This window comes from Klebsiella sp. PK18, assembly GCF_057784655.1.
In genome coordinates this window covers 892,814-916,016 of record NZ_CM173493.1, presented here as the reverse complement: position 1 = coordinate 916,016, position 23,203 = coordinate 892,814, and the positions used below count along the sequence as shown (strand labels likewise).

The following is a 23,203-nucleotide window of genomic DNA, read 5'->3' as shown; positions in this document are numbered from 1 at the left end:
GTCCATCAGTCCGTGATACGTTGCGCATAATAAATGAACCGCCATTCACTGCGCAATTTTTATACTATTTAAATTTGTGTGGACTGATGGTAACGATATAGCGGTAACAGATAACGCTGCGTCTGAGCAATAATTTCTTCGTAATGCGCCGGCTCCAGCGAACGCCACAGGCGTTGATACCAGATATCGGCGCCCTCCCCGCTGACCACCATATTACCTTCGTAGGTCTGCAGGAATTTGCTCCGCGCTTTCTGCTGCGTCTCTTCGTCCATTAAGATGACATCCTTTTCGGCGTCGTAACAGGCTTTCAGCCAGGCGCCACCGCTTTCCGGCAGCAGCAGCAGCGGCTGCGACATCCCCAGCAAATAGCCATCCACCAGCGCATTAAGGTACGCCTGCGCCTCGGCGGGCGCCAGCGCCGGGAAGCGCCACTCTCCCTCTTTCCGCACAAACAGCCGGCTCTCGCCGGTGCCGCCGCTGGCACAGTAGACAAGGTGTTCCAGCCAAAGTTGCATCCCCTGGGAGACGCTCAGCAGCGAAGGCCGCCAGCGCAGCAGACCGTCCGGCTGCACCTGCTGCAGCCAGCCGGTCAGGTTCACGCCGCCGCACTGCAGATCGATCTCCATGCTCTGCGCCTGCTGGCGCTCGGCCATCACCCGCTCGGCCAGCGCCTGCATCTCCAGGCGCTGCGTCTCCCAGACCAGCTCGCCAAAGGCGCCATACGGTAGCTCGCCGGCGGCGCGGAAGCGGCGGAACATGGCTGAGACGTCCTGCTCCTCGATAAGCGTATTGAGCAGTTGCTGATTCAGTTGATAACGGCTCAGCCCTTCAAGAGTGAAGGGCTCGTCGTCTGGAATATCGTCCTCTTCGGCGCGGAAATTGACCCGCAGACGCTGCTGAAAGAACGCGCGAACCGGGTGCTGCCAGAAGCGTAAGAGCTGCTCGAACGGCAGGCTGTCAATCGGCGGCGCGGTGAGCGGCTGTATAAAATCGCTATGCGCCTCTCCCTGCTGGCCGGCGGCGGCCAGCCATTCACGAGCGTAGCTCTTGTTCTCGTCTTCCTGGAAATTAGCGACGTCGAACGGCATGCGCGTATGCAGATGGGTGATATGGGCTTTGACCCGGGCTTCGCTGGCGTCGCAGTCAAGCTCTTCGTCGCCAGCGAGACAGTGGCTCTGGCCGATATAATCCACCAGCTCCTGCACCAGCACCGAGGGAAAGCGCTCGCTGTTGTCCTGAATCGAACGGCCGATGTAGCTGATATACAGCGTCTGTTCGGCGGACATCAGCGCTTCGAGGAACAGATAGCGGTCATCATCGCGCCGGCTGCGGTCGCCGCGCTGCGGCTTCTGGCTCATCAAATCAAAGCCCAGCGGCGGCAGCGTTCGCGGATAGACTCCGTCATTCATCCCCAGCAGGCACACCACCTTAAAGGGGATCGAACGCATCGGCATCAGGGTACAGATGTTGACCGGGCCAGCGAGAAAGCGCTGGCTGATCCGCTGCTGATCGAGGCGCTGGGCCAGCTCATCGCGCAGTAGCGTCAGCGGCACCTGGTCGCCATACTGCGCCTCCAGACCGCTATCAATAACCGCCAGCCACTGTTGCTCAATCAGCGCCAGCGCCGCTTCGGTCTCGCTGTCCGGCAGGAAAAAGTCATTCAGCAGATCGCGACAGACCGGCAGCCACTCCGCCAGCGGCCGCTGCTGGGCAAGGCCGCGTCGCCACAGATTAAGCTGCATCAGTAGCGACGCGAGGTTGCCCACCAGTTCGGCGATCAAACCGCTGGATTCGTCATACGGCAGCACCGACTGCCACTCTCCCTCGCGGCTGTCCATCGCGTAGCCCAACAGCATGCGGGTGAGGCCGAACCGCCAGGTATGCTGCCCGGTCGCCGGCAGGTCCAGCTCGCGGACGTTGTCGTCATCCATTCCCCAGCGGACGCCGGACTCGTTCACCCACTGGCGCAGGTAGCGCAGCCCTTCTTCCGTGATATTAAAGCGCGCCGCCAGCACCGGCACGTCCAGCAGCGCCAGCACATCTTCGCTGGCGAAGCGGCTGTCCGGCAGCGAGAGCAGCGTGATAAACGCCTGCAGCACCGGGTGCGACTCGCGGGCGCGACGGTCGGAGATCGCCCACGGCAACCAGCGATCGCCGCTGGCCGCGCCAAACACCGCCTGAATATAGGGACTGTAGCTGTCGATATCCGCCACCATGACGATGATATCCCGCGGCGTGAGCGTCGGATCCGCCTCCAGCATCGCCAGTAGCCGATCGTGCAGAACCTCCACTTCGCGCTGCGGACTGTGGCAGACGTGAATGCTCAGGCTGCGGTCATCCAGCGCCAGCGGACGTTTGTCGCGACTGTGGGCGAACGCCTCTGCGCTCTGCCCGGCCACCGCCGAGTTGCGCAGTTCGAGGATATCCGATTGCAGGTTATGCAACAGGTTATCGGGGGCAATATCGACAAAGGCGTCCAGCTCCTCATAGCGCTCCAGCCCCGCCAACAGGTAGATATAGTCGCGCCCCAGTTTGCCCCAGGAGGCGAGCAACGGGTTGCCGACATCCTGTTCCCCAGCGTCATTAAACAACCCCGGCGCCTGCTCGGTGTCGCGAAACAGGGGTAGCGCGCGCGCCTCGCGGTGATGGCGCCGCTGGCGCGACAGCAGCTTCGCCAGGAACGCCGGATCCTTAATGTCTCCCCAGTAGTAGCGGCAGGGGTTGGTAAACAATACGTAGACATCGACATGCTTACCCAGCGCCTGCAGGGCCTGAAGATAGACCGGCGGCAGCGCGGAAATCCCGCAGATAAAGACGCGCGACGGCAGCCCGGCGGGCGGTTCGTCCGCTTTTTCCAGGGTACTGATAAAGCGCTGGTAGAGATTGGCGCGGTGCCACTGCGGCTGCCCCAGCTCGGCGGTATAGCTCACCAGCGCCTGCCACAGCGGCGCCTGCCACTGCTGGGCATCGCCGAGACCTTCCACCCGCTGGCCGGCCTCCCAGCGCATCAGCCACTCCGGGCGATAGACGAGGTACTGGTCATAGAGGTCCGCCACCCGGGCGGCGAGTTGAAACAGTTTGCGCTTGTCGCCGTCATCGCTCAGATACTGGCGCAGCAAGATAAAATCGTCTTCCTCCAGGTGCTGCGGCAGGAGGGTCATCAGCTTCCAGCTCATGCTCTGCTTGCTGAAGGCGCTTTCGCCAGGAATATCTTTCAGGACGCGCACGAACATGTCCCAGATAAAGCTCGCCGGCAGCGGGAACTCGATATTGGCGGCAATTCCGAAGCGCGAGGCCAGGGTCATCTGCAGCCACTGCGCCATACCGGTACTCTGCACCAGCACCATTTCGGCCTGAAAAGGGTCATCCAGCCGCTGGCGCTCGACGATAAATTCCATCAACGCCTCGAGAACATCCAGCCGGTTTGAGTGGTATACCCTTAACATAATTGCTCCTGACTACTGACTGACCGGGCAATGCAGCCGGGTCATCTGCACCCGCTTGGCAACGGGCATACTGATCGTTACCGTGATGCTGACACATCTTTGCGTCGATGTCTGCATACGGCTTACCTGCCCGCGTGCCGGCGAGGGCGGCGCGGAGAGCTGGCTATAGCGCCACGCGTCGCGCCACAGCTGACGGGTCTGGTTCAACTGGACAATTCCTTGCGCCATTCCGCGCTGATAGCCGCCCAGCGCGGTGACCGTCAGCACCATCAGCGCCATCGCCAACACGGTCTCCGGCAGGCTAAACCCCCGCTGATGCTTCAGGGCATTTGACATAAGCTCGCCTCCCTGAGCGGGCAAAAATCGCTCCAGCCGTGGGCGGAAAAACGCACCTGCCCGCCGCGCACCTCGCCGGACTGCCAGACCTGCACCTCGCCGCTGGCGCTGCTGAGCAACAGTGAACCGTCGCCGAAGATACGCAAGCAGGCGCGCCAGCCCTGCGGCGTCTGCTCCCGGCAGGCCAGCGGCAGCTGCGCCGACCAGGCCTGTTGTTTTCCCCACTGCAGCGCCGAATGGGCTATCGCCGTATCGCGGATCGCCTGCGTTTCGCTGGCGGTTTGCGCCAGCAGCGCCCGCTGCTGCAGGTTAAGCCCCTCGAGTAACAGGCTGCCGAGGGTCAGCAACAGGAGCACCATCAGCAGCGACGACATTCCACGCTGACGGATCACAGGTTATACCCCGTCACCCGCTGCTCCACCTCGCTCGTCAGGCCCCTCTGTTGCGCGGAGCGCGCCGCCAGCGTCACGCTCAGCTCCGGCGCGAAGCCCGAGGTGACCTGACGTTGTACCGAGAAGCGCGTCACCACGATGGCGGCCGGGTTGGTGATTTTCTCCCATCCGCCCCCGCGGCAGTCGCTGGCCCCGCGCAAGGTCTCCAGCGCGCCGTCGCGCAGGCGAAAGCCGGTGCTCTCCGCCGCTGCCGCGGGGGAGGTTTCCCATCTCCCGTTGCTGTTCGCATCCCAGCGCACAATCAGACACTCGCCATCAGCGGCTAGCTCCAGCCCGGCTCCGCTGCACGCTCCCCGGCAGTACCCGGCGCGCTGGAGATGTTTTCCCACGGCATGCACGCGCTGCCACAGCTCGTTCTCCAGGGCCAGCTGTTCGCCCTGGCGCAGAATATGACGCTGCAGGGCAGGCAGAAAACGGCAGGCCCCCATCAGCAGCAGCGAGCCGATGGCCATGGCGATAAGCGCCTCCGCCAGGGAAAATCCTCGACTGTTCACTGACACCCTCCTGCGCTGTCGCTGCGGCATAAACGAATCCGCCCCCAGTGTGAGATCACAATGCTCCAGCTGCCGGCCGCGCTCTGCAGCCGCAGATTCCCCGCCCAGGCGGTGCTACGCAGACCATAAAACCCCAGACCAGGCGTAACGCCAGCCAGCGTGATCCCCGGCCAGCGCGGGTGCAGCGTGAAGGATGTCCCCGAGGCGCATTCCGGCCCCTCCCCCTCCGCGCTCAGGCACCAGCCCACTTCGTCCTGGCCGACGCGAAGCACGCGGTCCCGGTTGTACGCGTTGGCGTCATCGCGCAGAAAGAGCAGAAAATCCCGCACCTGGACGGCGGTTTGCCACAGTTGTTGCTGTTGCTGCCAGCGCTGCCAGCCGTAAAGGCCGCCGACGCTGAGGATCATCATCAGTATCAGCGTTACCAGGGTTTCCATCAGGGTGTAGCCATGTTCTCTGTTCATGGCGTCGAGTATGCCGCGGCGGTTGACCCTGGCGCGACGACGGAAAATAGCTTTCCCGGCCAGATACGCAAAAAAGGTTTGCATACTCGACAGAGGAACATTTTTTTGCGAGCGTCTACCCAACTTCGCCCACCGCAACCGCCGGGGGGGCAGTGGGCAGGCTGAAGCGACCTTATCCCTGTGGCTATGGAGATAGCCTCCATTCTGATGGTGCAAAAGGCATAAAAAAACCGGCGCCATCGGGCGCCGGTTGATCATCTCTGCAGGGGGGGTTAAATCGCCACCGGCGCTTTAATGCCCGGGTGCGGATCGTAACCTTCAATCTCGAAGTCTTCAAAACGGTAGTCGAAAATCGACGCCGGTTTGCGTTTGATGACCAGCTTCGGCAGCGGACGCGGTTCGCGGCTCAACTGCAGGTTGGTCTGCTCAAGATGGTTGCTGTACAGATGGGTGTCGCCGCCGGTCCAGACGAAATCACCGACCTGCAGATCGCACTGCTGCGCCACCATATGCACCAGCAGCGCGTAGCTGGCGATATTGAACGGCAGGCCGAGGAATACGTCGCAGGAGCGCTGATACAGCTGGCAGGAGAGCTTGCCGTCAGCGACGTAGAACTGGAAGAAGGCGTGGCACGGCGCCAGCGCCATTTTATCCAGCTCGCCGACGTTCCACGCCGAGACGATGATCCGGCGGGAGTCCGGGTCGTTTTTCAGTTGGTTCATCACCGTGGTGATCTGGTCGATATGACGACCGTCCGGCGCAGGCCAGGAACGCCACTGTTTGCCGTAGACCGGCCCCAGGTCGCCATTTTCATCTGCCCACTCGTCCCAGATGGTGACGTTGTTGTCGTGCAGATAGGCGATGTTGGTGTCGCCCTGCAGGAACCACAGCAGTTCATGGATGATGGAGCGTAAATGACAGCGCTTGGTGGTCACCAGCGGGAAGCCTTCCTGCAGGTTAAAACGCATCTGATGGCCGAAAATAGAGATCGTGCCAGTGCCGGTGCGGTCATTTTTTGGCGTGCCCTCGGTGAGCACTTTCTGCATCAAATCAAGATACTGTTTCATGGTTCCTCAAGAATTCTGTTGCTGCGGACGATGGCGGTAAGCCCAAACCATCATGATGATACCCGCAAGCACCATCGGGATCGAAAGAATCTGCCCCATGCTGATGTACTGCACCCAGCCGCCGGTGAACTGGGCGTCGGGCTGGCGGAAGAATTCCACGATGATGCGGAACAGGCCGTAGCCAATCAGGAACAGACCGGAAACGGAGCCGGTCGGGCGCGGTTTACGGATAAACAGGTTCAGGATCAGGAACAGCACCACGCCTTCCAGCGCCAGCTCGTACAGCTGCGACGCGTGACGCGGCAGCGCGCCGTAGGTATCGAACAGCGATCGCCATTCCGGATGCGTCGGCAGCAGCGCCAGGTCTTCGGCACGGGAGCCCGGGAAAATCATCGTGTAGTGGAAGCTCGGGTCCACGCGGCCCCACAGCTCACCGTTGATGAAGTTACCCAGACGCCCGGCGCCAAGGCCAAACGGGATCAGCGGCGCGATAAAATCGGAGACCTGGAAGAAGGTGCGTTTGGTGCGTCTGGCGAAGATAATCATCACCAGGATCACGCCGATCAGGCCGCCGTGGAACGACATGCCGCCGTCCCAGACGCGGAACAGATACAGCGGATCGGCAAGAAATACCGGCAGGTTGTAAAACAGCACGTAGCCGATACGGCCGCCCAGGAAGACGCCGAGGAAGCCCGCGTAGAGCAGGTTTTCCACTTCATTTTTCGTCCAGCCGCTGCCCGGACGATTCGCCCGACGGGTGGCCAGCCACATCGCAAAGACAAAGCCCACCAGGTACATCAAACCGTACCAGTGGAGGGAGACCGGGCCTAGAGAAAAAATGACCGGATCGAACTCCGGAAAATGCAGGTAGCCACTATTCATCTGTCACCATAAAGACTTGTTATTCCGCCGAAAGTGGACAGCGGTGATGATCTATGCCCGATAAAAACGGGCACGCCGAAGGAGGCGAATCATAGCATAAGCCTGGAGTGCGATCCGCGCCGAACGTGTAAAAGATATGTATACGGATGCTAACAGAATGCCGTTTTCCCGGCGGTACCCTATTTTGCCGGATGGTGCGAGCAGAGGATCCCCGGGTTACGGCTTACGCCTCACCCGGGCTACCGCTACCGCCCGCCGCGGATCAGGCCGCCGAGACCGCGACGCTCCATAAAGGCCGCCACCTGATGGCGCACCTCAGCGGTCATCTGGGCATCAAGGCTGCGACGCGACAGCTCCTGCGCCTCTTCGATATCAATGCGGCGCAGCAGATATTTCACCCTCGCCACCGAGCGGCCGTTCATCGACAGATGGCGATAACCGAGGCCGATAAGGATCGTCACGCACATCGGGTCGCCCGCCATCTCGCCGCACAGTCGCAGATCGATGCCAAAGCGCTCCGCGTCATGGGCGATCATCGCCAGCGCCCGCAATACCGCCGGATGCAGGCTGTCATACATGCTGGCGACCCGGGTATTGTTGCGGTCGACGGCCAGCAGGTACTGGGTCAGGTCGTTCGTCCCTACCGAGATAAAATCGATCCGACTGGCCAGCTGCGGCAGCATAAAGACCATCGACGGGACCTCCAGCATCACCCCCAGGCGCGGACGTGGGATGGCGTAGCCGATCATCTCTTCCACTTCCCGGCTGGCGCGGTCGATCAGCCGACGGGCCTCATCCACCTCCTCCAGACTGGTCACCATCGGCAGCAAAATGCTGAGGTTGCCGGTGGCGGCGTTGGCGCGCAGCATCGCCCGCACCTGGATCAAAAAGATCTCCGGCTGATCGAGGGTGATGCGGATCCCGCGCCAGCCGAGGCACGGGTTCTCTTCGCTGATCGGCATATACGGCAGCTGTTTATCCGCGCCGATGTCCAGGGTACGCAGGGTCACCGGTTTGCTGTTAAACATCTGCAGCATGCCCTGATACTGGGCGACCTGCTCCTCTTCAGAGGGGAAGCCGCTCTGCAGCATAAAGGGAATTTCGGTACGGTAGAGGCCAATGCCGTCAACAAAGCTGCCGAGCTTCTCTTCGTGCTCCGGGCTTAAGCCGGCGTTGAGCATGACTTTCACCCGCTCGCCGCTTTTCAGCTCCGACGCGCGCTGGAGATCGTCCTCCGCCAGGCGGCTGAGCTCGTTCTCTTCGCTAATAAGGCGCTGATATTCCTGCAACAGGACAGGTTCGGGATCCACCAGCAGCTCACCGCGATAGCCATCGACAATCAGCGTATGGCCATGCAGCAGAGAGGGCTGGATATCGGCGCCCATCACCGTCGGGATCCCGAGGGCGCGTACCATAATGGCGGCATGGGAGTTGGCGGCGCCATCGCGCACCACCACACCGACCAGACGATCCTGCGGCACTTCGGCGAGGGTGGTGGCCGACAGCTCGTCCGCCACGAGGATAATGCGCGCCGGCCAGGTGTTGGGCCCCTGAATGCTGTCGTCGAGATGGAACAGCAGACGCTGACCCAGGGTACGCAGATCGCCGGCCCGCTCTTTCAGATAACCGTCGCTGAGCGCGGCAAACTGTTCGGCGAACTTCTCAATGATCTTTTTGACCGCCCACTCGGCCACCGCGCCTTTGTCGACTTCGGCAAACAGCTCGCGACGCAGGCGGGCGTCGGAGAGGAGGTGCGAGTAGAGATCGAAGATTGCCGCCGTCTCTTTTTGCGCGCCGGCAGCATAGCGTTTGCTGTAGCGACGAAATTCGTTAGCCGCCTCTTCCAGCGCGCCGGTCAGGCGTTCGCGTTCCGAGGCGGTGTCCAGCGTCGAGGCTTCATACACCTGCTCCATCAGCGGCAGGCTGACGTCCATCCAGCCCTCGGCGATCGCCACCCCGGAAGAGGCCGGGAGGGCGCGAATGCGCGTCTGACGATACTGGCCGAACAGGGCGTTCAGCTGGGACTGGGAGAGGATCGCCGCCATCTGGGTGGCGAGGGTGACGAGGAAAGACTCTTCGCTTTCATCAAACTGACGCAGCTCGCGCTGCTGGACCACCAGCACGCCCAACAGCTGGCGGCGCTGAATGATCGGCACGCCAAGGAAGGCGCGGAAGCGGTCCTCTTTGACGGCAGGGATATATTTGAAGCTGGGGTGTTTTTGCGCATCGGCGAGGTTGATGGGCTCCGCCAGGCGGCCAACCAGACCCACCAGGCCTTCATCGAACGCCAGCGCAACGGTGCGCCCGCGAGGTTTTTTTAACCCGCGGGTGGCCATCAGGTAATAGCAGCGTCGGTCATTGTCAGCCAGGTAAACCGAGCAGACTTCCGTCTCCATCGCCTGGCAGACATCCGTCACCAGAATATCCAGCGCCTCGTTTAAACGCGGCGCACTCGCGACCTTCTCGACTATTTCTCGCAACCGAGTGAGCATAATGTGCGTGGCTTAACCTCTTTTACGTCGATAAGCAGGCGCGCTTTGCGGCTTAGGTGCACTCTCCGCCAGCGACATGGTCACGCTGGCGAACTCTTTCATCACCCGGCGGTAGACGTCGCGCTTGAACGACACCACCTGGCGAACCGGGTACCAGTAACTCACCCAGCGCCAACCATCAAATTCTGGTGTACTGCTGGTTTGCATATTGATGTCCGCATCGTTGCCGATCAACTGCAAAAGAAACCACTTTTGTTTCTGGCCGATACAAACCGGCTTTGTGTCCCAACGCACCAAACGTTTAGGCAACTTGTAACGCAGCCAGTTACGGGTTGAGGCAAGGATCCGCACATCTTTACGGCTTAACCCGACCTCTTCAAACAATTCCCGATACATCGCCTGCTCTGCGGATTCTCCTGGATTTATGCCCCCTTGCGGGAACTGCCACGAGTGCTGACCATAGCGCCGGGCCCACATGACCTGGCCCTGACGATTACAGATTACAATACCGACATTTGGGCGGTAGCCATCGTCATCAATCACCGGACTACCTCAAGATAAGCTTCAATGTGAATGATTGTTTCACACTCGCCGGAAACGGTAAACCACTCTGTTCGCACACTGAGAACGGATAACATTTGAATAACTCACAGTAATGGCCAGAGTTATAAACAACGAATGCGGCTGAGGCCCTATTTTATTCACTTTTTCTGTGGATAGAGTTGTGAAGAAGTACGGAATTACCCCGGGAAAACCCGGAGTAATCTGAACATCGCACCGCTAACACCTTAAAATAATGATAGCATATTCATTAAGTTAGAATATATTCCTTTCACTTATTACAGCGTAACGTGACGATCATCACATATGCGATCCGCTGACTGATGAAAGATCGAGCAATGTCGATTTTATCCACAGATTACGCGCAGACCGCGGGCAGGTTTTCTCTAAAATTTCGATTTTCGTCGCACGTCAAGGCTGTAAATCGAACCAGTAGTGAGGCTTTTCCCCAGTTATCCCACTTTTCTGTGGATAACATGGTGTAAGATCCTGTTTATTGTCAGTGACCAGTTCTGGAAAACCTGTTTTCACGGTTTTCACCCGCGGCGCAATAAGTTTAAAAACTCATATAAATCATGACATTGGTATAGTTACTCAGAAAACGGTAAACTCTATCCACAACGCGCAAAAATAGCGCTCATTTTTTAGCCAAAGGTAGCGCCCTATGCCCACTATCGCCCCTCTCTCCTCGCCGCCGCAAAGTCAGGAACAGTTGCTGGCCCAGGCCCGTCAGCTGGCTGGCTATTCGCTGGGCGAGCTGGCGGCGCTGGCCGGGATCCCCATTCCGCGCGATCTGAAACGCGATAAAGGCTGGACGGGCATTCTGCTGGAGCTATGGCTGGGCGCCAGCGCAGGCAGTAAACCCGAGCAGGATTTCGCCGCGCTGGGGGTCGAGCTCAAAACGATCCCCATTGACAGCCGGGGGCGTCCGCTGGAGACCACCTTCGTCTGTGTCGCCCCGTTAACCGGCAATAGCGGCGTCACCTGGGAGAGCAGCCATGTGCGGCATAAGCTGCAGCGCGTCCTGTGGATCCCGGTGGAGGGTGAGCGCACCATTCCGCTGGCGGCACGGCGCGTCGGCGCACCACTGCTCTGGAGTCCGGACGAAGACGAGGAGCGCCAGCTGCGCATGGACTGGGAGGAGCTGATGGATCTCATTGTTTTGGGCGAAGTTGAGCGCATTACCGCCCGCCATGGCGAGGTGCTGCAGTTAAGACCGAAAGCCGCCAACAGCAAGGCGCTGACCGAGGCCATCGGCGCGCACGGGGAGACGATCCTGACGCTGCCGCGCGGCTTTTACCTGAAAAAGAATTTTACCGCCGCCCTGCTCGCCCGCCATTTCTTGTTACAACACGATTAATTTTTTGTTCTGCGTTAGGGCTTGCATATAATTGCTGCTTTCTATTTTGCAGGACTTTGAACAATGTTATTTGCATGGATAACCGATCCTAACGCCTGGCTGGCGCTGGGCACGTTGACGCTGCTGGAGATCGTGCTCGGGATCGATAATATTATTTTTCTCTCTCTGGTCGTGGCCAAGCTCCCCACCGCCCAGCGCGCCCATGCGCGTCGGATCGGTTTGATGGGCGCGATGGTCATGCGCCTGGCGCTGCTGGCCTCTATCGCCTGGGTAGTGAAACTGACCAACCCGCTCTTCACCGTCCTCGGTCAGGAGATTTCGTTTCGCGACCTGATCTTGCTGCTCGGTGGGCTATTCCTTATCTGGAAAGCCAGTAAAGAGATCCATGAGTCTATCGAAGGTGAAGAAGAGGGGCTGAAGACCAACGTCCACTCCTTTCTCGGCGCTATCGTGCAGATCATGCTGCTGGATATCATCTTTAGCCTCGATTCAGTGATCACCGCCGTCGGCCTGTCGGATCATCTGTTCATCATGATGGCGGCGGTGGTGATTGCGGTAGGGGTGATGATGTTCGCCGCGCGACCTATCGGCGATTTTGTTGACCGCCATCCTTCGGTGAAAATGCTGGCGCTGTCGTTTCTGATCCTCGTCGGCTTTACCCTGATGCTGGAAAGTTTCGACGTTCATGTGCCGAAGGGATACATCTATTTCGCCATGTTCTTCTCTATTGCGGTGGAGAGCCTTAACCTGCTGCGTAATAAGAAAAACCCGCTGTAAACCACAAAATTGCAGCCTGGTCACAGGCTGCAACCCTTTTTCAGACTTTACTGCTTTTTATGTCTCACAAATCAGGCTATTAATAGACGGGTATGGGGTGCAGCTACTCAAGAGGTGATGACGATGAAAAAATGGGCAGTATTGATTTCCGCCGTAGGACTGGCGTTCTCGGTTTCCGGTTGCAGCAGCGATTACGTCATGGCGACCAAAGATGGGCGAATGATCCTGACCGACGGTAAACCTACCGTGGATGATGATACCGGTTTAATCAGTTACGAAGATCAGCAGGGTAATAAAATGCAGATCAATCGTGACGACGTTTCGCAAATCATTAAGCGTTAATCTTTCCCCGTCGGCCCCAGCCTCTGTTGACGCTGCGCTTACCGACAACCAGTCTTTTGAGAAGAGTCGGGACACACCAGGACGCCGCGGGTTCCACCCACCGCCCCTCCTCGTCACCCGGCTTTTTTGATTTTTTACTTCCTCTTTTTCTCACCCTCTGCCATGTTGATACTCCTTTGTCGGGGAATGCCTGACCTTATAAATAAAAAGGAAGCTGGCTATGCAGTATCACCGTATCCCACACAGTTCACTTGAAATCAGCACCCTCGGGCTGGGGACCATGACCTTTGGCGAGCAGAACAGCGAAGCTGATGCCCATCAGCAGCTCGACTATGCGGTTGCCAACGGCATCAATCTGATCGATGTCGCCGAAATGTACCCCGTCCCGCCGCGCCCGGAAACTCAGGGGCTGACTGAAACCTACGTCGGCAACTGGCTGGCGAAACGCGGCAATCGCGAAAAGCTGGTGCTGGCCTCCAAAGTTAGCGGGCCCGCGCGCAATAACGACAGCAGCATTCGGCCCAATCACGTCCTGGACCGCAAAAATATCCGCGAGGCGCTGCACGCCAGCCTGAAGCGGCTGCAGACCGATTACCTCGATCTGTACCAGGTACACTGGCCGCAGCGCCCAACCAACTGCTTTGGCAAGCTGGGCTATACCTGGGCTGATGCCGCGCCCGCCGTGACCCTGCTGGATACCCTCGAAGCGCTGACCGAGTTCCAGCGCGCCGGGAAGATCCGCTACATCGGCGTGTCGAACGAAACCGCCTTCGGCGTGATGCGTTATCTGCACCTGGCGGATAAGCACGACCTGCCGCGGATCGTGACCATTCAGAATCCTTACAGCCTGCTGAACCGCAGCTTTGAAGTCGGCCTCGCGGAAGTGAGTCAGTTCGAAGGCGTGGAGCTGCTGGCCTACTCCTGCCTGGCTTTCGGCACACTGACCGGCAAGTATCTCAACGGCGCGAAGCCGGCAGGGGCGCGTAACACGCTGTTCAGCCGCTTTACGCGCTACAGCAGCGAGCAGTCGCAGAAAGCGGTAGCGGCCTATGTGGATATCGCCAAACGCCACGGCCTCGATCCGGCGCAAATGGCGCTGGCCTTTGTGCGTCGGCAGCCATTTGTCGCCAGCACCCTGCTGGGGGCGACGACCATGGCGCAGCTGCAGGCCAACGTGGAAAGTTTGCAGCTTGAACTGAGCGAAGAGGTATTAGCGGAGATTGAGGCGGTGCATCAGGTTTATACCTACCCGGCACCGTAAGAAAGCAAAGCCCCGGGTAGCGGCGTATACGCCACCACCCGGGCTACCGAAGAGCAGACATTGGTGAACCCGTCGCCCGGTTAAGCGCAGCGCAAGCCGGGAGGTTATTTACGCCGCCCCCAGACCCACAGCGCGGCGATGGACACGGCAAAGGCCGCGCCAAACCCTATCCCCACGGCGACCGGCGGAACGCCCACGCTCACCGCCAGGGAATAGAGCCCCAGCATCAGCAGCATCGCCACGTTTTCGCCCAGGTTCTGTACCGCAATGGCGTTACCTGCCCCGACCGAATGTTTCCCACGCTCCTGCAGCAGCGCGTTCAACGGTACGATAAAGAACCCGCCGAACACCCCGAGCAGTAACAGCAGACCGAACGCCGGCAGCAGCGACTGCTGCACCGCAAAGGCCATCACCGCGATACCGATCAATATTCCCGCCGGCATACAGCGCGATACCGTCTCCAGGGTCACCAGCTTCGCCGCCGCCCCGGCCCCCAACACAATCCCGACCGCCACCATCGCATTAAGATAGGTAGGCATGGCGTTGCTGGTAATGCCCAGCGCCACCGGCACCCAGATCACCAGCAGGAAGCGCAGGGTCACGCCAGCGCCCCAGAACAGGCTGGTCCCCATCAGCGAAAAGCGGGTTTCGCCGTTGCGCCACAGCGTGCGGCAGGCGCTGAAGAAGCTGTGCGTCATTGGCTTAAAACGCCACGACTGCCCCGGGCGCGCCGCCGGCAGCCTGGGTATCCACAGGTTTGCCACTACCGCCCCGCCGTAGACCAGCGCGCAGACGATCAGCGCCGCCAGCACGTGCCAGTCGGCGAGGATCCCGCCGGCCATGGAGCCCAGCAGGATCGCCGCGATGGTCGAGGACTCCATCAGTCCGTTAGCCTTCACCAACTTATCGCCGGTAGTCAGTTCACCGAGAATGCCATACTTGGCCGGCGAATAGGCGGCGGCGCCAATCCCCACCAGCGTATAGCCGATAAACGGATTGACACCGAAGCAGATGCAGCCGGCGCCGAGCAGCTTCAGACCGTTAGCCACCATCATCACCCGGCCTTTGGCAAAGCTATCAGCAAACTGGCCGACAAAAGGAGCAAAAAGAATGTAAGCGCCCACAAACAACATCTGCAGGACCGGCTGGCTCCACTCCGGATAATAGAGCTGCTTCATCAGCGCCAGGGTGGCGAAGAGAAGCGCATTGTCGCCGAAGGCCGACAGGAACTGGGCGCAGATCACCGCCAGCATCCCTTTCGAGTACAGCGAAGGGTTAGTATGTACTGACTCACTCATGGGTTGTTTCCGCCTCGTCGACCATGTTTTTCAGGGTGACATAGTCTGGCTTGCCGCTGCCCAGTACCGGCAGTTGCTTCAGCCAGCGTATATCTCGCGGTACCGCCAGCTCCGGTACTCCGTGCTGGCGAGCGTAGCGCAGCAGGGCTTCGCGAGTCAGTTCATTATCGGTGGTAAACAGCACCAGCGCCTCGCCTTTGCTGGCGTCCTGCTTAATCGCCGTGGCGTGCATTTTGTCCGGCGACGCGCCGAGGGCCACCTGCTCCACCATCTCGAGGGAGATCATCTCGCCGGCGATTTTGGCAAAGCGCTTCGCACGGCCCTGGATGCGAACATAGCCCTGCTCGTCGAAGGTGACGATATCGCCGGTGTCATACCAGCCCGCTTCCTTCTCACCGTGCTGGTTTTCCGCCGCCGGCGTTTCCAGTACCCCGGGGTTTTCCACCCGCAGGTAGCCTTTCATGATGTTTGGCCCTTTCAGCTGCAGTCGCCCCCCTTGCTCGATGCCTGGCATCGCCAGCAGGCGGGCGTCCATCCCCGGCAGGATACGGCCCACGGTGCCAACCTTCGCCGCCATCGGCACGTTAATCGATACCACCGGCGCGCACTCGGTCACGCCATAGCCTTCGAGAATGCGCAGGCCGAATTTATCCTGCCACAGCTGTTTGGTGCTCTCCTGCAGTTTCTCCGCCCCGGCGACCACATAGCGCAGGCGGTAGAAATCATACGGATTAGCGAAGCGGGCATAGTTGGCGAGGAAGGTCGAGGTACCGAACAGCACCGTGCAGTTGCGATCGTAGACCAGCTCCGGCACCACGCGATAGTGCAGCGGGCTGGGATAGAGAAACACTTCTGCCCCGGTAAACAGCGGCGTCAACAGGCCGACGGTGAGGCCAAAGGAGTGGAACAGCGGCAGCGCCGACATAAAGCGGTCGTTGGCGGTAAAGTCGGCGATGGTTTTGATCTGCTCGACGTTGGCCAGCAGGCTCTTATGGCTGTGCACCACCCCTTTCGGATTACCCTCCGAGCCGGAGGTGAAGAGGATCATCGCCGCGTCTTCCGGCTGCTGCTTAACCTGCGCCAGACGCGGCGCCAGCAGATGTCCGAAAATCCATAGTTTGTCAGCGAGGGTGATATCACCTTTAAGATCTTCGAGGAATACCCAGCGCACCTGGGTCAGCTGCTCCGGCAGATGCCAGAGTTTGCCTTTATCGAGGAAGGTGCGTGAGGTAAAAATAGTGTTGATTTCCGCGGCGGCTATCGCGCTGCTGAGCCCTTTCACCCCGGCGGTATAGTTCATCATCGCCGGAATACGCCCGCGGGCGATAGCGCCGAAAATCACCGCCGCGCTGATGCCGGCGTTAGGCAGCATCAGGCCAATCTTTTCGCCCCGCTGGCTGTATTTTTCCAGAATGCGGGCGACAAACAGGGTTTTGGTCAGCAGCTTGCGATAGGTATCCGGCTGGAAGTTGATATCCTCCACGCAGGGTTTGCGCGCGCCGAAGCGGTCCTGTGCCGCCAGCAGCGATTCATACAGGGTTTCCCGCGGACGCACTGCCATCCGGGCTTCCATCATGATTTGATGCAGCATTTCCCCGGCGATTTTCCGCCGGTCGCGGGCGCGCGGCGCCTCGGGCATCGGCAGATGGGTGGGCGGCAGCAGATGCAGCTGAATACGCGGGAACAGGCGACGCTTCACCAGCCCCTTCAGCCGGCTGAAGGGCGTCAGTTCGGCGCCGTCAATGCGTAGCGGCACGATGGTCGCCTGCGATTTGGCGGCGACAAAGGCGGCGCCGTCATAAATTTTCATCAGCGAGCCGCTAACCGAAATTCGCCCTTCCGGGAAGATAACCACCGGCCGCCCCTGCTCAATCAGCCGCACCAGATGTTTGATCGACATCGGTTTGGTCGGGTCCAGCGGTACAAAATCGATAATCGGCGTCAGCGCGCGCATAAACCAGCGCTGGCTGATTGAGGTATAGACCGCAAAAACCGGTCGGACCGGCAAAAACAGCGCCAGCAGAATGCCGTCGAGGAAAGAGACGTGGTTCGGGGTAATTAAGACCTTTTGCTGGTATAAAGCCTGCGTGTCGCCGGTCAGTCTGACCCGGTATAACCCCTTGAACAGCAGTCTGAAAAATCCCAAAAGCATAACAACTCCATGTGACCGGTGATGAGTCAAAGCAGGTTACACGAGAAGGCATGGGAAAGCAGTGCAGCGGGGAGATTTTCGGAATAAAAAAAACCTGCGCATCCGCGCAGGTCGGTGTAAGACGTTCAGTACGAAGAGCGTACCTAAGAAACTCACCTATCAATACCTCTGGGATCTCGATTGTCGCGTTTTTCGACCGTAACGAGCCAGCGGGAAAACGCAAGGGAGTGAGCCTAAGTGCAACCAGGTATTACGATTTTCGCTATCTGTAACAACGCCGATAGCGGGCAAAAAAAAACCTGCGCATCTGCGCAGGCTGGTGTAAGTAAAGTGGTCAACGTGACGTTGACTCCACCTATCAATACCTCTGGGATAGCCAGAATATCAACCGGGTCCGCGAACAAACCAGCGAACATTCGCAACAGCGCATCGCAAAGTGTAAGCAAAGGTTTGTATTTCCCTGCGTCGGTTTCAATTAGCGATGACGTCAATGTAACCAGGTTACCCATAAGCCCGGCCTGAATCACATTTGCGCCATTCCTTCGCCGCCGCGCCTTGAATCTGCCGCTCTTTCCCGTAACATAGCAGTATGTAAACGCTTACCCTATAAAAGGCATGGTATGGCGACAATTAAGGATGTAGCCCGACTCGCAGGAGTCTCCGTCGCTACCGTCTCCCGCGTCATCAATAACTCTCCCAAAGCCAGCGAAGCCTCGCGTCAGTCCGTGGGCGCGGCGATGGAAACCCTGAACTATCATCCCAACGCGAACGCCCGGGCGCTAGCCCAGCAGTCAACAGAAACCGTCGGCCTGGTGGTGGGTGATGTCTCCGACCCCTTCTTCGGCGCGATGGTCAAAGCCGTCGAACAGGTGGCTTACCGCACCGGCAACTTTTTGCTGATTGGCAATGGCTACCACAACGTGCAGAAGGAGCGCCAGGCGATAGAGCAGTTGATCCGCCACCGCTGCGCGGCGCTGGTGGTGCACGCCAAAATGATCCCCGATGAGGAACTGGCGGGATTAATGAAGCAGATCCCCGGCATGGTGCTGATCAACCGCATCCTGCCCGGGTATGAAACCCGCTGCGTGGCGCTGGACGACCGCTATGGCGCCTGGCTGGCGACCCGTCATTTGATCCAGCAGGGGCACACGCGTATCGGCTATCTGTGCTCAAACCACCATATCTCCGATGCGGAAGATCGACTGCAGGGGTACTACGCGGCGCTGGAAGAGAGCGGCCTGCCGTGCAATGACCGGCTGGTCGCCTTTGCTGAACCGGATGAAAGCGGCGGCGAACTGGCAATGACCGAACTGCTTGGCCGCGGCCGCCACTTTAGCGCCGTCGCCTGCTATAACGACTCGATGGCCGCCGGCGCGATGGGCGTACTCAACGACAACGGCATCGACGTCCCGCGGGAAATTTCGCTGATTGGCTTCGACGATGTCCTGATTTCGCGCTATGTCCGTCCGCGGCTGACTACTGTCCGCTACCCGATCGTCACCATGGCGACCCAGGCGGCCGAGCTGGCCTTAGCCCTGGCGGAGCACCGCCCGGCCCCGGAGATCACCCACCTGTTCAGCCCGACGCTGGTGCGCCGTCACTCGGTGGTCGCCCCGCTGGAAGGCGATAAGTCATAGCGATAGAGATGCACGGCGGTGGCCGGGTAATCCAGCCCCTCGCCGATGTAGCGCCAGCCGAAGCGTTCATAGAAATCCCGGCAGGCGGAGTAGAGATAGAGCTCCCGAAAGCCCGCGCGGCGGGCATAATCGATCACATGCCGCTGCAGTTTTCCGGCCAGCCCCTGACCGCGGGCGACGGGCGCGACGTACAGCGCCGCCAGCCAGGGAAACAGATCCTGGCGGCTGATCAAGTCGCAGCGCCAGAGGCCAATCGTGCCGAGCAACTGCTCGCCTTCCACGGCAATAAAGGTCAATGGCAGCGCCTCCGCCGTCTGGCTATGCTGCACAATGCTGGCGAAAAACTCCCGCGGCAGCGTCTCGCCGCCAAAGGCGTGCCACAGCCAGTCGGTTACCTGCGGGGCGTACTGCGGCGCAGCGTACAGCGGCAGGATCGTCATACCAGCTTCCCCTGAAAAATCGGCACCGAGTCGAACAGATAGCCGTCAAAGTCGGGGGCGTCTTCATCGGACAGCTCCAGCAGACTGTTTTTGACGTTTTCCAGATGCTGCCACATCGCCTGCCAGGCGCCCATCACATCGCGACGCCGCAGCGCGGCGAGCAGCGTCTGTCGGTCACCGAGCCACTTCAGCCGCCAGGCGCGGCTGGCAATATGCACATTGAACTGCTGCCACAGCGGGCTGCTGTCCATCTGCAGCCAGATCCGCTCCACCGTCGCCAGCAGCATCTGGTTCTGCGTCGCCCCGGCCAGCACCAGATGGAACAGACGAGCGTTATCCTGCGCGGTGTCGTTGAGGGCGATAGCCCGCTGCTCCTGCTCGACAATCCGCTTCAGATTGTCGATATCGGCGCGGGTGGCCATTTTCGCGGCAAAGGCGGCGATATTGCTCTCCAGCAGCTGGCGCGCCTGCAGAATTTCAAACGGACCGACGTCGCTGCTGAGCAGTTGCTCCTCTTCGCTGTCGTTTTCATGGGGAATACGCATGACGTACACCCCGGATCCCTGACGAATATCCACCGTCCCCTGCAGCTCCAGCATCAACAGCGCTTCGCGCACGATGGTCCGGCTGACGCCATAGGTTTCGGCAATATGGCGTTCCGGCGGCAAACGCGACCCGACCGGGTAGCGCCCCTGCGCGATCTGGGCGCGTAAGTCATCACCAATCTCCTGATAGGGCTTCTTTTCCGGCGGAATTATCGCTTTTTCCACAAAATCACCTGTGCGTTACATGCCTGCGAGTCAAATACGCCGCTATCTTAGCAAAAATTGCCCCCGGCTAGCGGTATTCATCATCGATATCCAGCACCAGTTCACGCCGTTCGCCCAGCTGACGAAACCAGTGCGCCGAGGCTTTGGGTCGCCGGGCGCGATGGTTTTGCAGGTCGATTTCGATAAGCCCGTAGCGGTTTTTAAAGGCGTTCATCGGCGATACGTTGTCGGTAAACGCCCACAGCATATAGCCCTGGCAGTTGGCCCCTGCCTCGCGGGCGCGAAGGGTGTGCCACAGATGTTCGCTGATAAAACGGATGCGGTAACTGTCATCGATGGTGCCTTCGCGATTACGGAACTGGCCTTCGTTTTCCACCCCCATCCCACTCTCCGCCACGAACCAGGGGATGTTGCGATAGTCATTTTTGATCCGCATCGCCATATCAAAGATGATTTGCGGGTAGATTTCCCAGCCGCGGGAGGCGTTCATTCGCCGGCCGGGCAGCTCAAACGGCTCATAATACCAGGCCGGATGAAACGGGGTATGCGGATGCCAGGCCCGCGACGGGGCTTTGACCCGGTGCGGGTAGTAAAGATTAATCCCCAGCTCATCGACGGTGTGCTCGCGAATAATCGCCAGATCCTCCTCGCTGGCGTCCCACGTCACCTGATGCTGTTCGAGCAGTGCAAGAAGCTCCGGCGGCCAGACCCCGTGCACCAGCGGGTCGAGGAACATGCGGTTGTAGAACAGATCGTAGATCTCCGCCGCGCGCAGGTCATGGGGGGCGCGTGAGCGTGGGTAGGTCACCTCCGGATTGAGGATGCAGCCGACGGTCCCGGGATAGCCGAGCTCGCGAAACCGCTTCACGACGCTGGCGGTCGCCAGCACCTTATGATAGTTCCACTGCATCCAGGTGCTGGTGTTCTGCTCATAGGGCCAGCGCAGGGCATCCAGATAGACCCGGGTCTGTACCACAATTGGCTCATTAAAGGTAAACCAGCGGGTCACCTTCGGGTGGTAGCGGGCAAAGACCTGCTCCGCGTAGCGCACAAACAGCTCGACCACCGTTTTCGACCCCCAGCCGCCATACTTTTCCAGCAGATAGCCGGGCAATTCATAATGCTCAAGGCAGATCATCGGCGTGATGCCGTTGGCCAGCAGCGCATCGAACAGCTGGTCGTAATAGGCCGCATACTCCTCATCCACCGTGACGTTTTCATAGTCGGTCAGAAAGCGCGACCAGTTGATTGAGGTGCGGTAGTGGGTCAGCCCGGCCAGCTTCATCAACTGCACATCTTCCTGAAAGCGGTTGATAAAATCGGTGGCCACCGCCGGGCCATAGCCGTTATGCCAGACGTGGCGGTCGTTTTTGTACCAGAGATCGGGCCAGGAGTCCTGCCCCGGTTTTTTCCCGCTCCAGCCCTCGGTCTGCCAGGCGGAAGCCGCCGCGCCAAGGATAAAATCATCGGGAATGGTCATCCGTACGGTAGTCATAGGCTCCTCAGACAGGGTTGGCGGTCTGTTGATTGTCGGCCTGACGCTGTGCGGCATCGGCACGGCGGGAGGCGATTTTGACGAAAGGCAGATAGATAAGCACCGCGGTCACGATGCAGATAAGCTGGGTCACCACCGCCCCCATCGAGCCGGCGGTGGAGAGCCAGGCGTTGATCAGCGGCGGCGTGGTCCAGGGCACCATCACTACCGCCTTGCCGGCGAAGCCGGTCAGGGTGGCGAAATAGCCGATGCTGCCGGTCACCAGCGGGGTGATGATAAACGGGATAGCGAGGATCGGGTTGAGCATGATCGGCATCCCGAAGATCACCGGCTCGTTAATATTGAACAGCCCCGGGCCTATCGACAGCTTGGCGATCTCTTTCATCTCTTTACGCTTCGTGGCGATCATCACCGCAATCAGCAGGCCGATGGTCAGCCCCGAGCCGCCGATGCTCATGTAGACGTCCCAGAAGGGCATCGTGATAATGTTCGGTACCTCTTTTCCCTGCTCAAAAGCGCTCATATTGACGGTGATCGCCCCCAGAAGCAGCGGCTCGCGGATCGGCTTGATCATCTGGTTGCCGTGAATGCCAATCACCCAGAACAGCTGGGCGACGAACATCAGCAGCAGGATCCCCGGCAGGCTCTGCACCACCCGCTCCAGCGGCTGCTGCACCACCTGGTAGACCGCATCGTAGAGATACATTCCCGTCAGTTGGTGAAAGAGAAAACCCAGGGTGGCGATCGCGGTGGTGGTGATGATCGCCGGGATCAGCGCCGAAAAAGAGGCGGAAACGTTCGGCGGCACGGTATCCGGCATTTTGATCTTCAGTCCCTTGCGCCCCTCCAGCCAGCAGTAAATCTCCACTGACAGAATGGCGATGAACATCCCGAGGAACAGGCTGCGGGTATCGGAGAACTGGCGCAGCAGGACATCTTTCACCACGTGCATCTGGCCATCGACCATCATCTCCACCGTCGTCGGCGTGACGCAGATAAAGCAGATCACCGCCAGCAGGCCGGGAAACAGGCTTTTGATGCCGTTGATCCGCCCCAGCTCAATACCGATCAGAAACACGGCGCCGATATTGAGGAAGTTGAGCGTGGCGTAGTTAAGCGCGCTGGTGATCGGCTTCAGCGCCGCAAGAAAGGAGAGCGAGGAAAAGCTGGCGAGCCCATTCTTCGGATCCAGCACCATATTGGAGATCAGTACCGAAAAGGCCCCGACGATGATCACCGGCATCAGAGTAATAAACGCCGATTTGATCGCCATAATGTAGCGATAGCTGTTGAATGTCGTCGCGAAACGCCCCAGCGCGTCGATCAGTTTGTCCTGTAATGCCATAAAAGAGTACCTCAGAGTAAAGGGCTTATTGCGGCCAGGTGAACAGCCAGAGACTTTTGGCATACCAAAACATAGTCTCCAGGCAAAAATAGTTCTGTGACAGCGCTCGCAACGCGCACAGTGGTATCCCAA

21 protein-coding genes are annotated in these 23,203 nt (G+C 59.5%); 6 read left to right on the top strand and 15 right to left on the bottom strand.

The features are described from left to right. Nucleotides 1-68 precede the first annotated feature (68 nt). The 9 genes from recC to rppH form a co-directional block, all read right to left on the bottom strand. On the bottom strand, nucleotides 69-3,446 hold the full coding sequence (gene recC / locus AC3EMD_RS04555) for an exodeoxyribonuclease V subunit gamma (RefSeq protein WP_110204203.1): 3,378 nt from the start codon (nucleotides 3,444-3,446) through the stop codon (nucleotides 69-71). Nucleotides 3,447-3,458: 12 nt separating this feature from the next. Next, on the bottom strand, nucleotides 3,459-3,782 hold the full coding sequence (locus AC3EMD_RS04550) for a prepilin-type N-terminal cleavage/methylation domain-containing protein (RefSeq protein WP_008806325.1): 324 nt from the start codon (nucleotides 3,780-3,782) through the stop codon (nucleotides 3,459-3,461). Further along, nucleotides 3,767-4,174, bottom strand: a complete 408-nt coding sequence (locus AC3EMD_RS04545) for a DUF2509 family protein (RefSeq protein ID WP_012967286.1) — start codon at nucleotides 4,172-4,174, stop codon at nucleotides 3,767-3,769. Before AC3EMD_RS04545 ends, AC3EMD_RS04550 begins: the two co-directional genes overlap by 16 nt. Further along, on the bottom strand, nucleotides 4,171-4,728 hold the full coding sequence (locus tag AC3EMD_RS04540; protein ID WP_012967285.1) for a prepilin peptidase-dependent protein: 558 nt from the start codon (nucleotides 4,726-4,728) through the stop codon (nucleotides 4,171-4,173). Before AC3EMD_RS04540 ends, AC3EMD_RS04545 begins: the two co-directional genes overlap by 4 nt. Then, nucleotides 4,725-5,276 carry a prepilin peptidase-dependent protein gene (locus tag AC3EMD_RS04535; RefSeq protein WP_110195131.1) on the bottom strand — a complete coding sequence of 184 codons (552 nt, stop codon included), beginning with the start codon at nucleotides 5,274-5,276 and terminating at the stop codon, nucleotides 4,725-4,727. Before AC3EMD_RS04535 ends, AC3EMD_RS04540 begins: the two co-directional genes overlap by 4 nt. A 188-nt stretch (nucleotides 5,277-5,464) precedes the next feature. Beyond that, entirely contained in the window at nucleotides 5,465-6,259 is a 795-nt protein-coding gene (thyA, locus tag AC3EMD_RS04530; protein WP_008806329.1) for a thymidylate synthase, read from the bottom strand. Between the two features lie 6 nt (nucleotides 6,260-6,265). Further along, a complete protein-coding gene (gene lgt, locus AC3EMD_RS04525) occupies nucleotides 6,266-7,141 on the bottom strand; it encodes a prolipoprotein diacylglyceryl transferase (protein ID WP_110235896.1) in 876 nt (291 codons plus the stop codon). Nucleotides 7,142-7,386: 245 nt separating this feature from the next. After that, the gene (gene ptsP / locus AC3EMD_RS04520) at nucleotides 7,387-9,633 is read right to left on the bottom strand and encodes a phosphoenolpyruvate--protein phosphotransferase (RefSeq protein WP_008806330.1); all 2,247 of its coding nucleotides are present in this window, start codon (nucleotides 9,631-9,633) and stop codon (nucleotides 7,387-7,389) included. Nucleotides 9,634-9,645: 12 nt separating this feature from the next. Then, nucleotides 9,646-10,176 (bottom strand): RNA pyrophosphohydrolase, encoded by a 531-nt coding sequence (gene rppH, locus AC3EMD_RS04515; RefSeq protein ID WP_004205443.1) that lies wholly within the window; start codon nucleotides 10,174-10,176, stop codon nucleotides 9,646-9,648. 453 nt (nucleotides 10,177-10,629) lie between these two features. Between rppH and AC3EMD_RS04510 the strand changes: the two genes are divergently transcribed. The 5 genes from AC3EMD_RS04510 (at nucleotide 10,630) to AC3EMD_RS04490 (ending at nucleotide 13,934) form a co-directional block, all read left to right on the top strand. Next, a complete protein-coding gene (locus AC3EMD_RS04510) occupies nucleotides 10,630-10,773 on the top strand; it encodes a hypothetical protein (protein ID WP_165451949.1) in 144 nt (47 codons plus the stop codon). 85 nt (nucleotides 10,774-10,858) lie between these two features. Continuing rightward, complete coding sequence (mutH, locus tag AC3EMD_RS04505; RefSeq protein ID WP_008806331.1) at nucleotides 10,859-11,554, top strand: DNA mismatch repair endonuclease MutH; 696 nt, start codon at nucleotides 10,859-10,861, stop codon at nucleotides 11,552-11,554. Nucleotides 11,555-11,617: 63 nt separating this feature from the next. Then, nucleotides 11,618-12,331, top strand: coding sequence for a TerC family protein (locus tag AC3EMD_RS04500; protein ID WP_004205441.1), 714 nt, complete (start codon nucleotides 11,618-11,620; stop codon nucleotides 12,329-12,331). Between the two features lie 123 nt (nucleotides 12,332-12,454). Further along, nucleotides 12,455-12,673, top strand: coding sequence for a YgdI/YgdR family lipoprotein (locus AC3EMD_RS04495; RefSeq protein ID WP_002915974.1), 219 nt, complete (start codon nucleotides 12,455-12,457; stop codon nucleotides 12,671-12,673). 220 nt (nucleotides 12,674-12,893) lie between these two features. Next, nucleotides 12,894-13,934, top strand: a complete 1,041-nt coding sequence (locus tag AC3EMD_RS04490) for an NADP(H)-dependent aldo-keto reductase (RefSeq protein ID WP_008806332.1) — start codon at nucleotides 12,894-12,896, stop codon at nucleotides 13,932-13,934. Between the two features lie 104 nt (nucleotides 13,935-14,038). On the opposite strand, the gene lplT is transcribed toward AC3EMD_RS04490, so the two are convergent. Together lplT and aas are read right to left on the bottom strand one after the other, a co-directional pair. After that, nucleotides 14,039-15,232 carry a lysophospholipid transporter LplT gene (gene lplT / locus AC3EMD_RS04485; RefSeq protein WP_023323235.1) on the bottom strand — a complete coding sequence of 398 codons (1,194 nt, stop codon included), beginning with the start codon at nucleotides 15,230-15,232 and terminating at the stop codon, nucleotides 14,039-14,041. Then, nucleotides 15,225-17,384 (bottom strand): bifunctional acyl-ACP--phospholipid O-acyltransferase/long-chain-fatty-acid--ACP ligase, encoded by a 2,160-nt coding sequence (gene aas, locus AC3EMD_RS04480; RefSeq protein ID WP_063105718.1) that lies wholly within the window; start codon nucleotides 17,382-17,384, stop codon nucleotides 15,225-15,227. Before aas ends, lplT begins: the two co-directional genes overlap by 8 nt. Nucleotides 17,385-18,004: 620 nt before the next feature. On the opposite strand from aas, the gene galR reads away from it, so the two are divergent. Then, complete coding sequence (gene galR, locus AC3EMD_RS04475) at nucleotides 18,005-19,021, top strand: HTH-type transcriptional regulator GalR (protein ID WP_046621760.1); 1,017 nt, start codon at nucleotides 18,005-18,007, stop codon at nucleotides 19,019-19,021. Here galR and AC3EMD_RS04470 read toward each other — a convergent pair. From AC3EMD_RS04470 to AC3EMD_RS04455, 4 genes are all read right to left on the bottom strand, one after another. Continuing rightward, nucleotides 18,982-19,461: a GNAT family N-acetyltransferase gene (locus AC3EMD_RS04470; RefSeq protein WP_023323237.1), complete on the bottom strand. Its 480-nt coding sequence runs from the start codon at nucleotides 19,459-19,461 to the stop codon at nucleotides 18,982-18,984. The genes galR and AC3EMD_RS04470 overlap by 40 nt on opposite strands. Further along, nucleotides 19,458-20,231 carry a GntR family transcriptional regulator gene (locus tag AC3EMD_RS04465; RefSeq protein ID WP_008806337.1) on the bottom strand — a complete coding sequence of 258 codons (774 nt, stop codon included), beginning with the start codon at nucleotides 20,229-20,231 and terminating at the stop codon, nucleotides 19,458-19,460. The genes AC3EMD_RS04470 and AC3EMD_RS04465 overlap by 4 nt, the downstream gene beginning before the upstream one ends. 67 nt (nucleotides 20,232-20,298) lie before the next feature. Beyond that, complete coding sequence (locus AC3EMD_RS04460) at nucleotides 20,299-21,726, bottom strand: glycoside hydrolase family 1 protein (protein ID WP_038421762.1); 1,428 nt, start codon at nucleotides 21,724-21,726, stop codon at nucleotides 20,299-20,301. Nucleotides 21,727-21,733: 7 nt separating this feature from the next. Continuing rightward, nucleotides 21,734-23,071 carry a PTS sugar transporter subunit IIC gene (locus tag AC3EMD_RS04455; RefSeq protein ID WP_008806339.1) on the bottom strand — a complete coding sequence of 446 codons (1,338 nt, stop codon included), beginning with the start codon at nucleotides 23,069-23,071 and terminating at the stop codon, nucleotides 21,734-21,736. Nucleotides 23,072-23,203 lie beyond the last annotated feature (132 nt).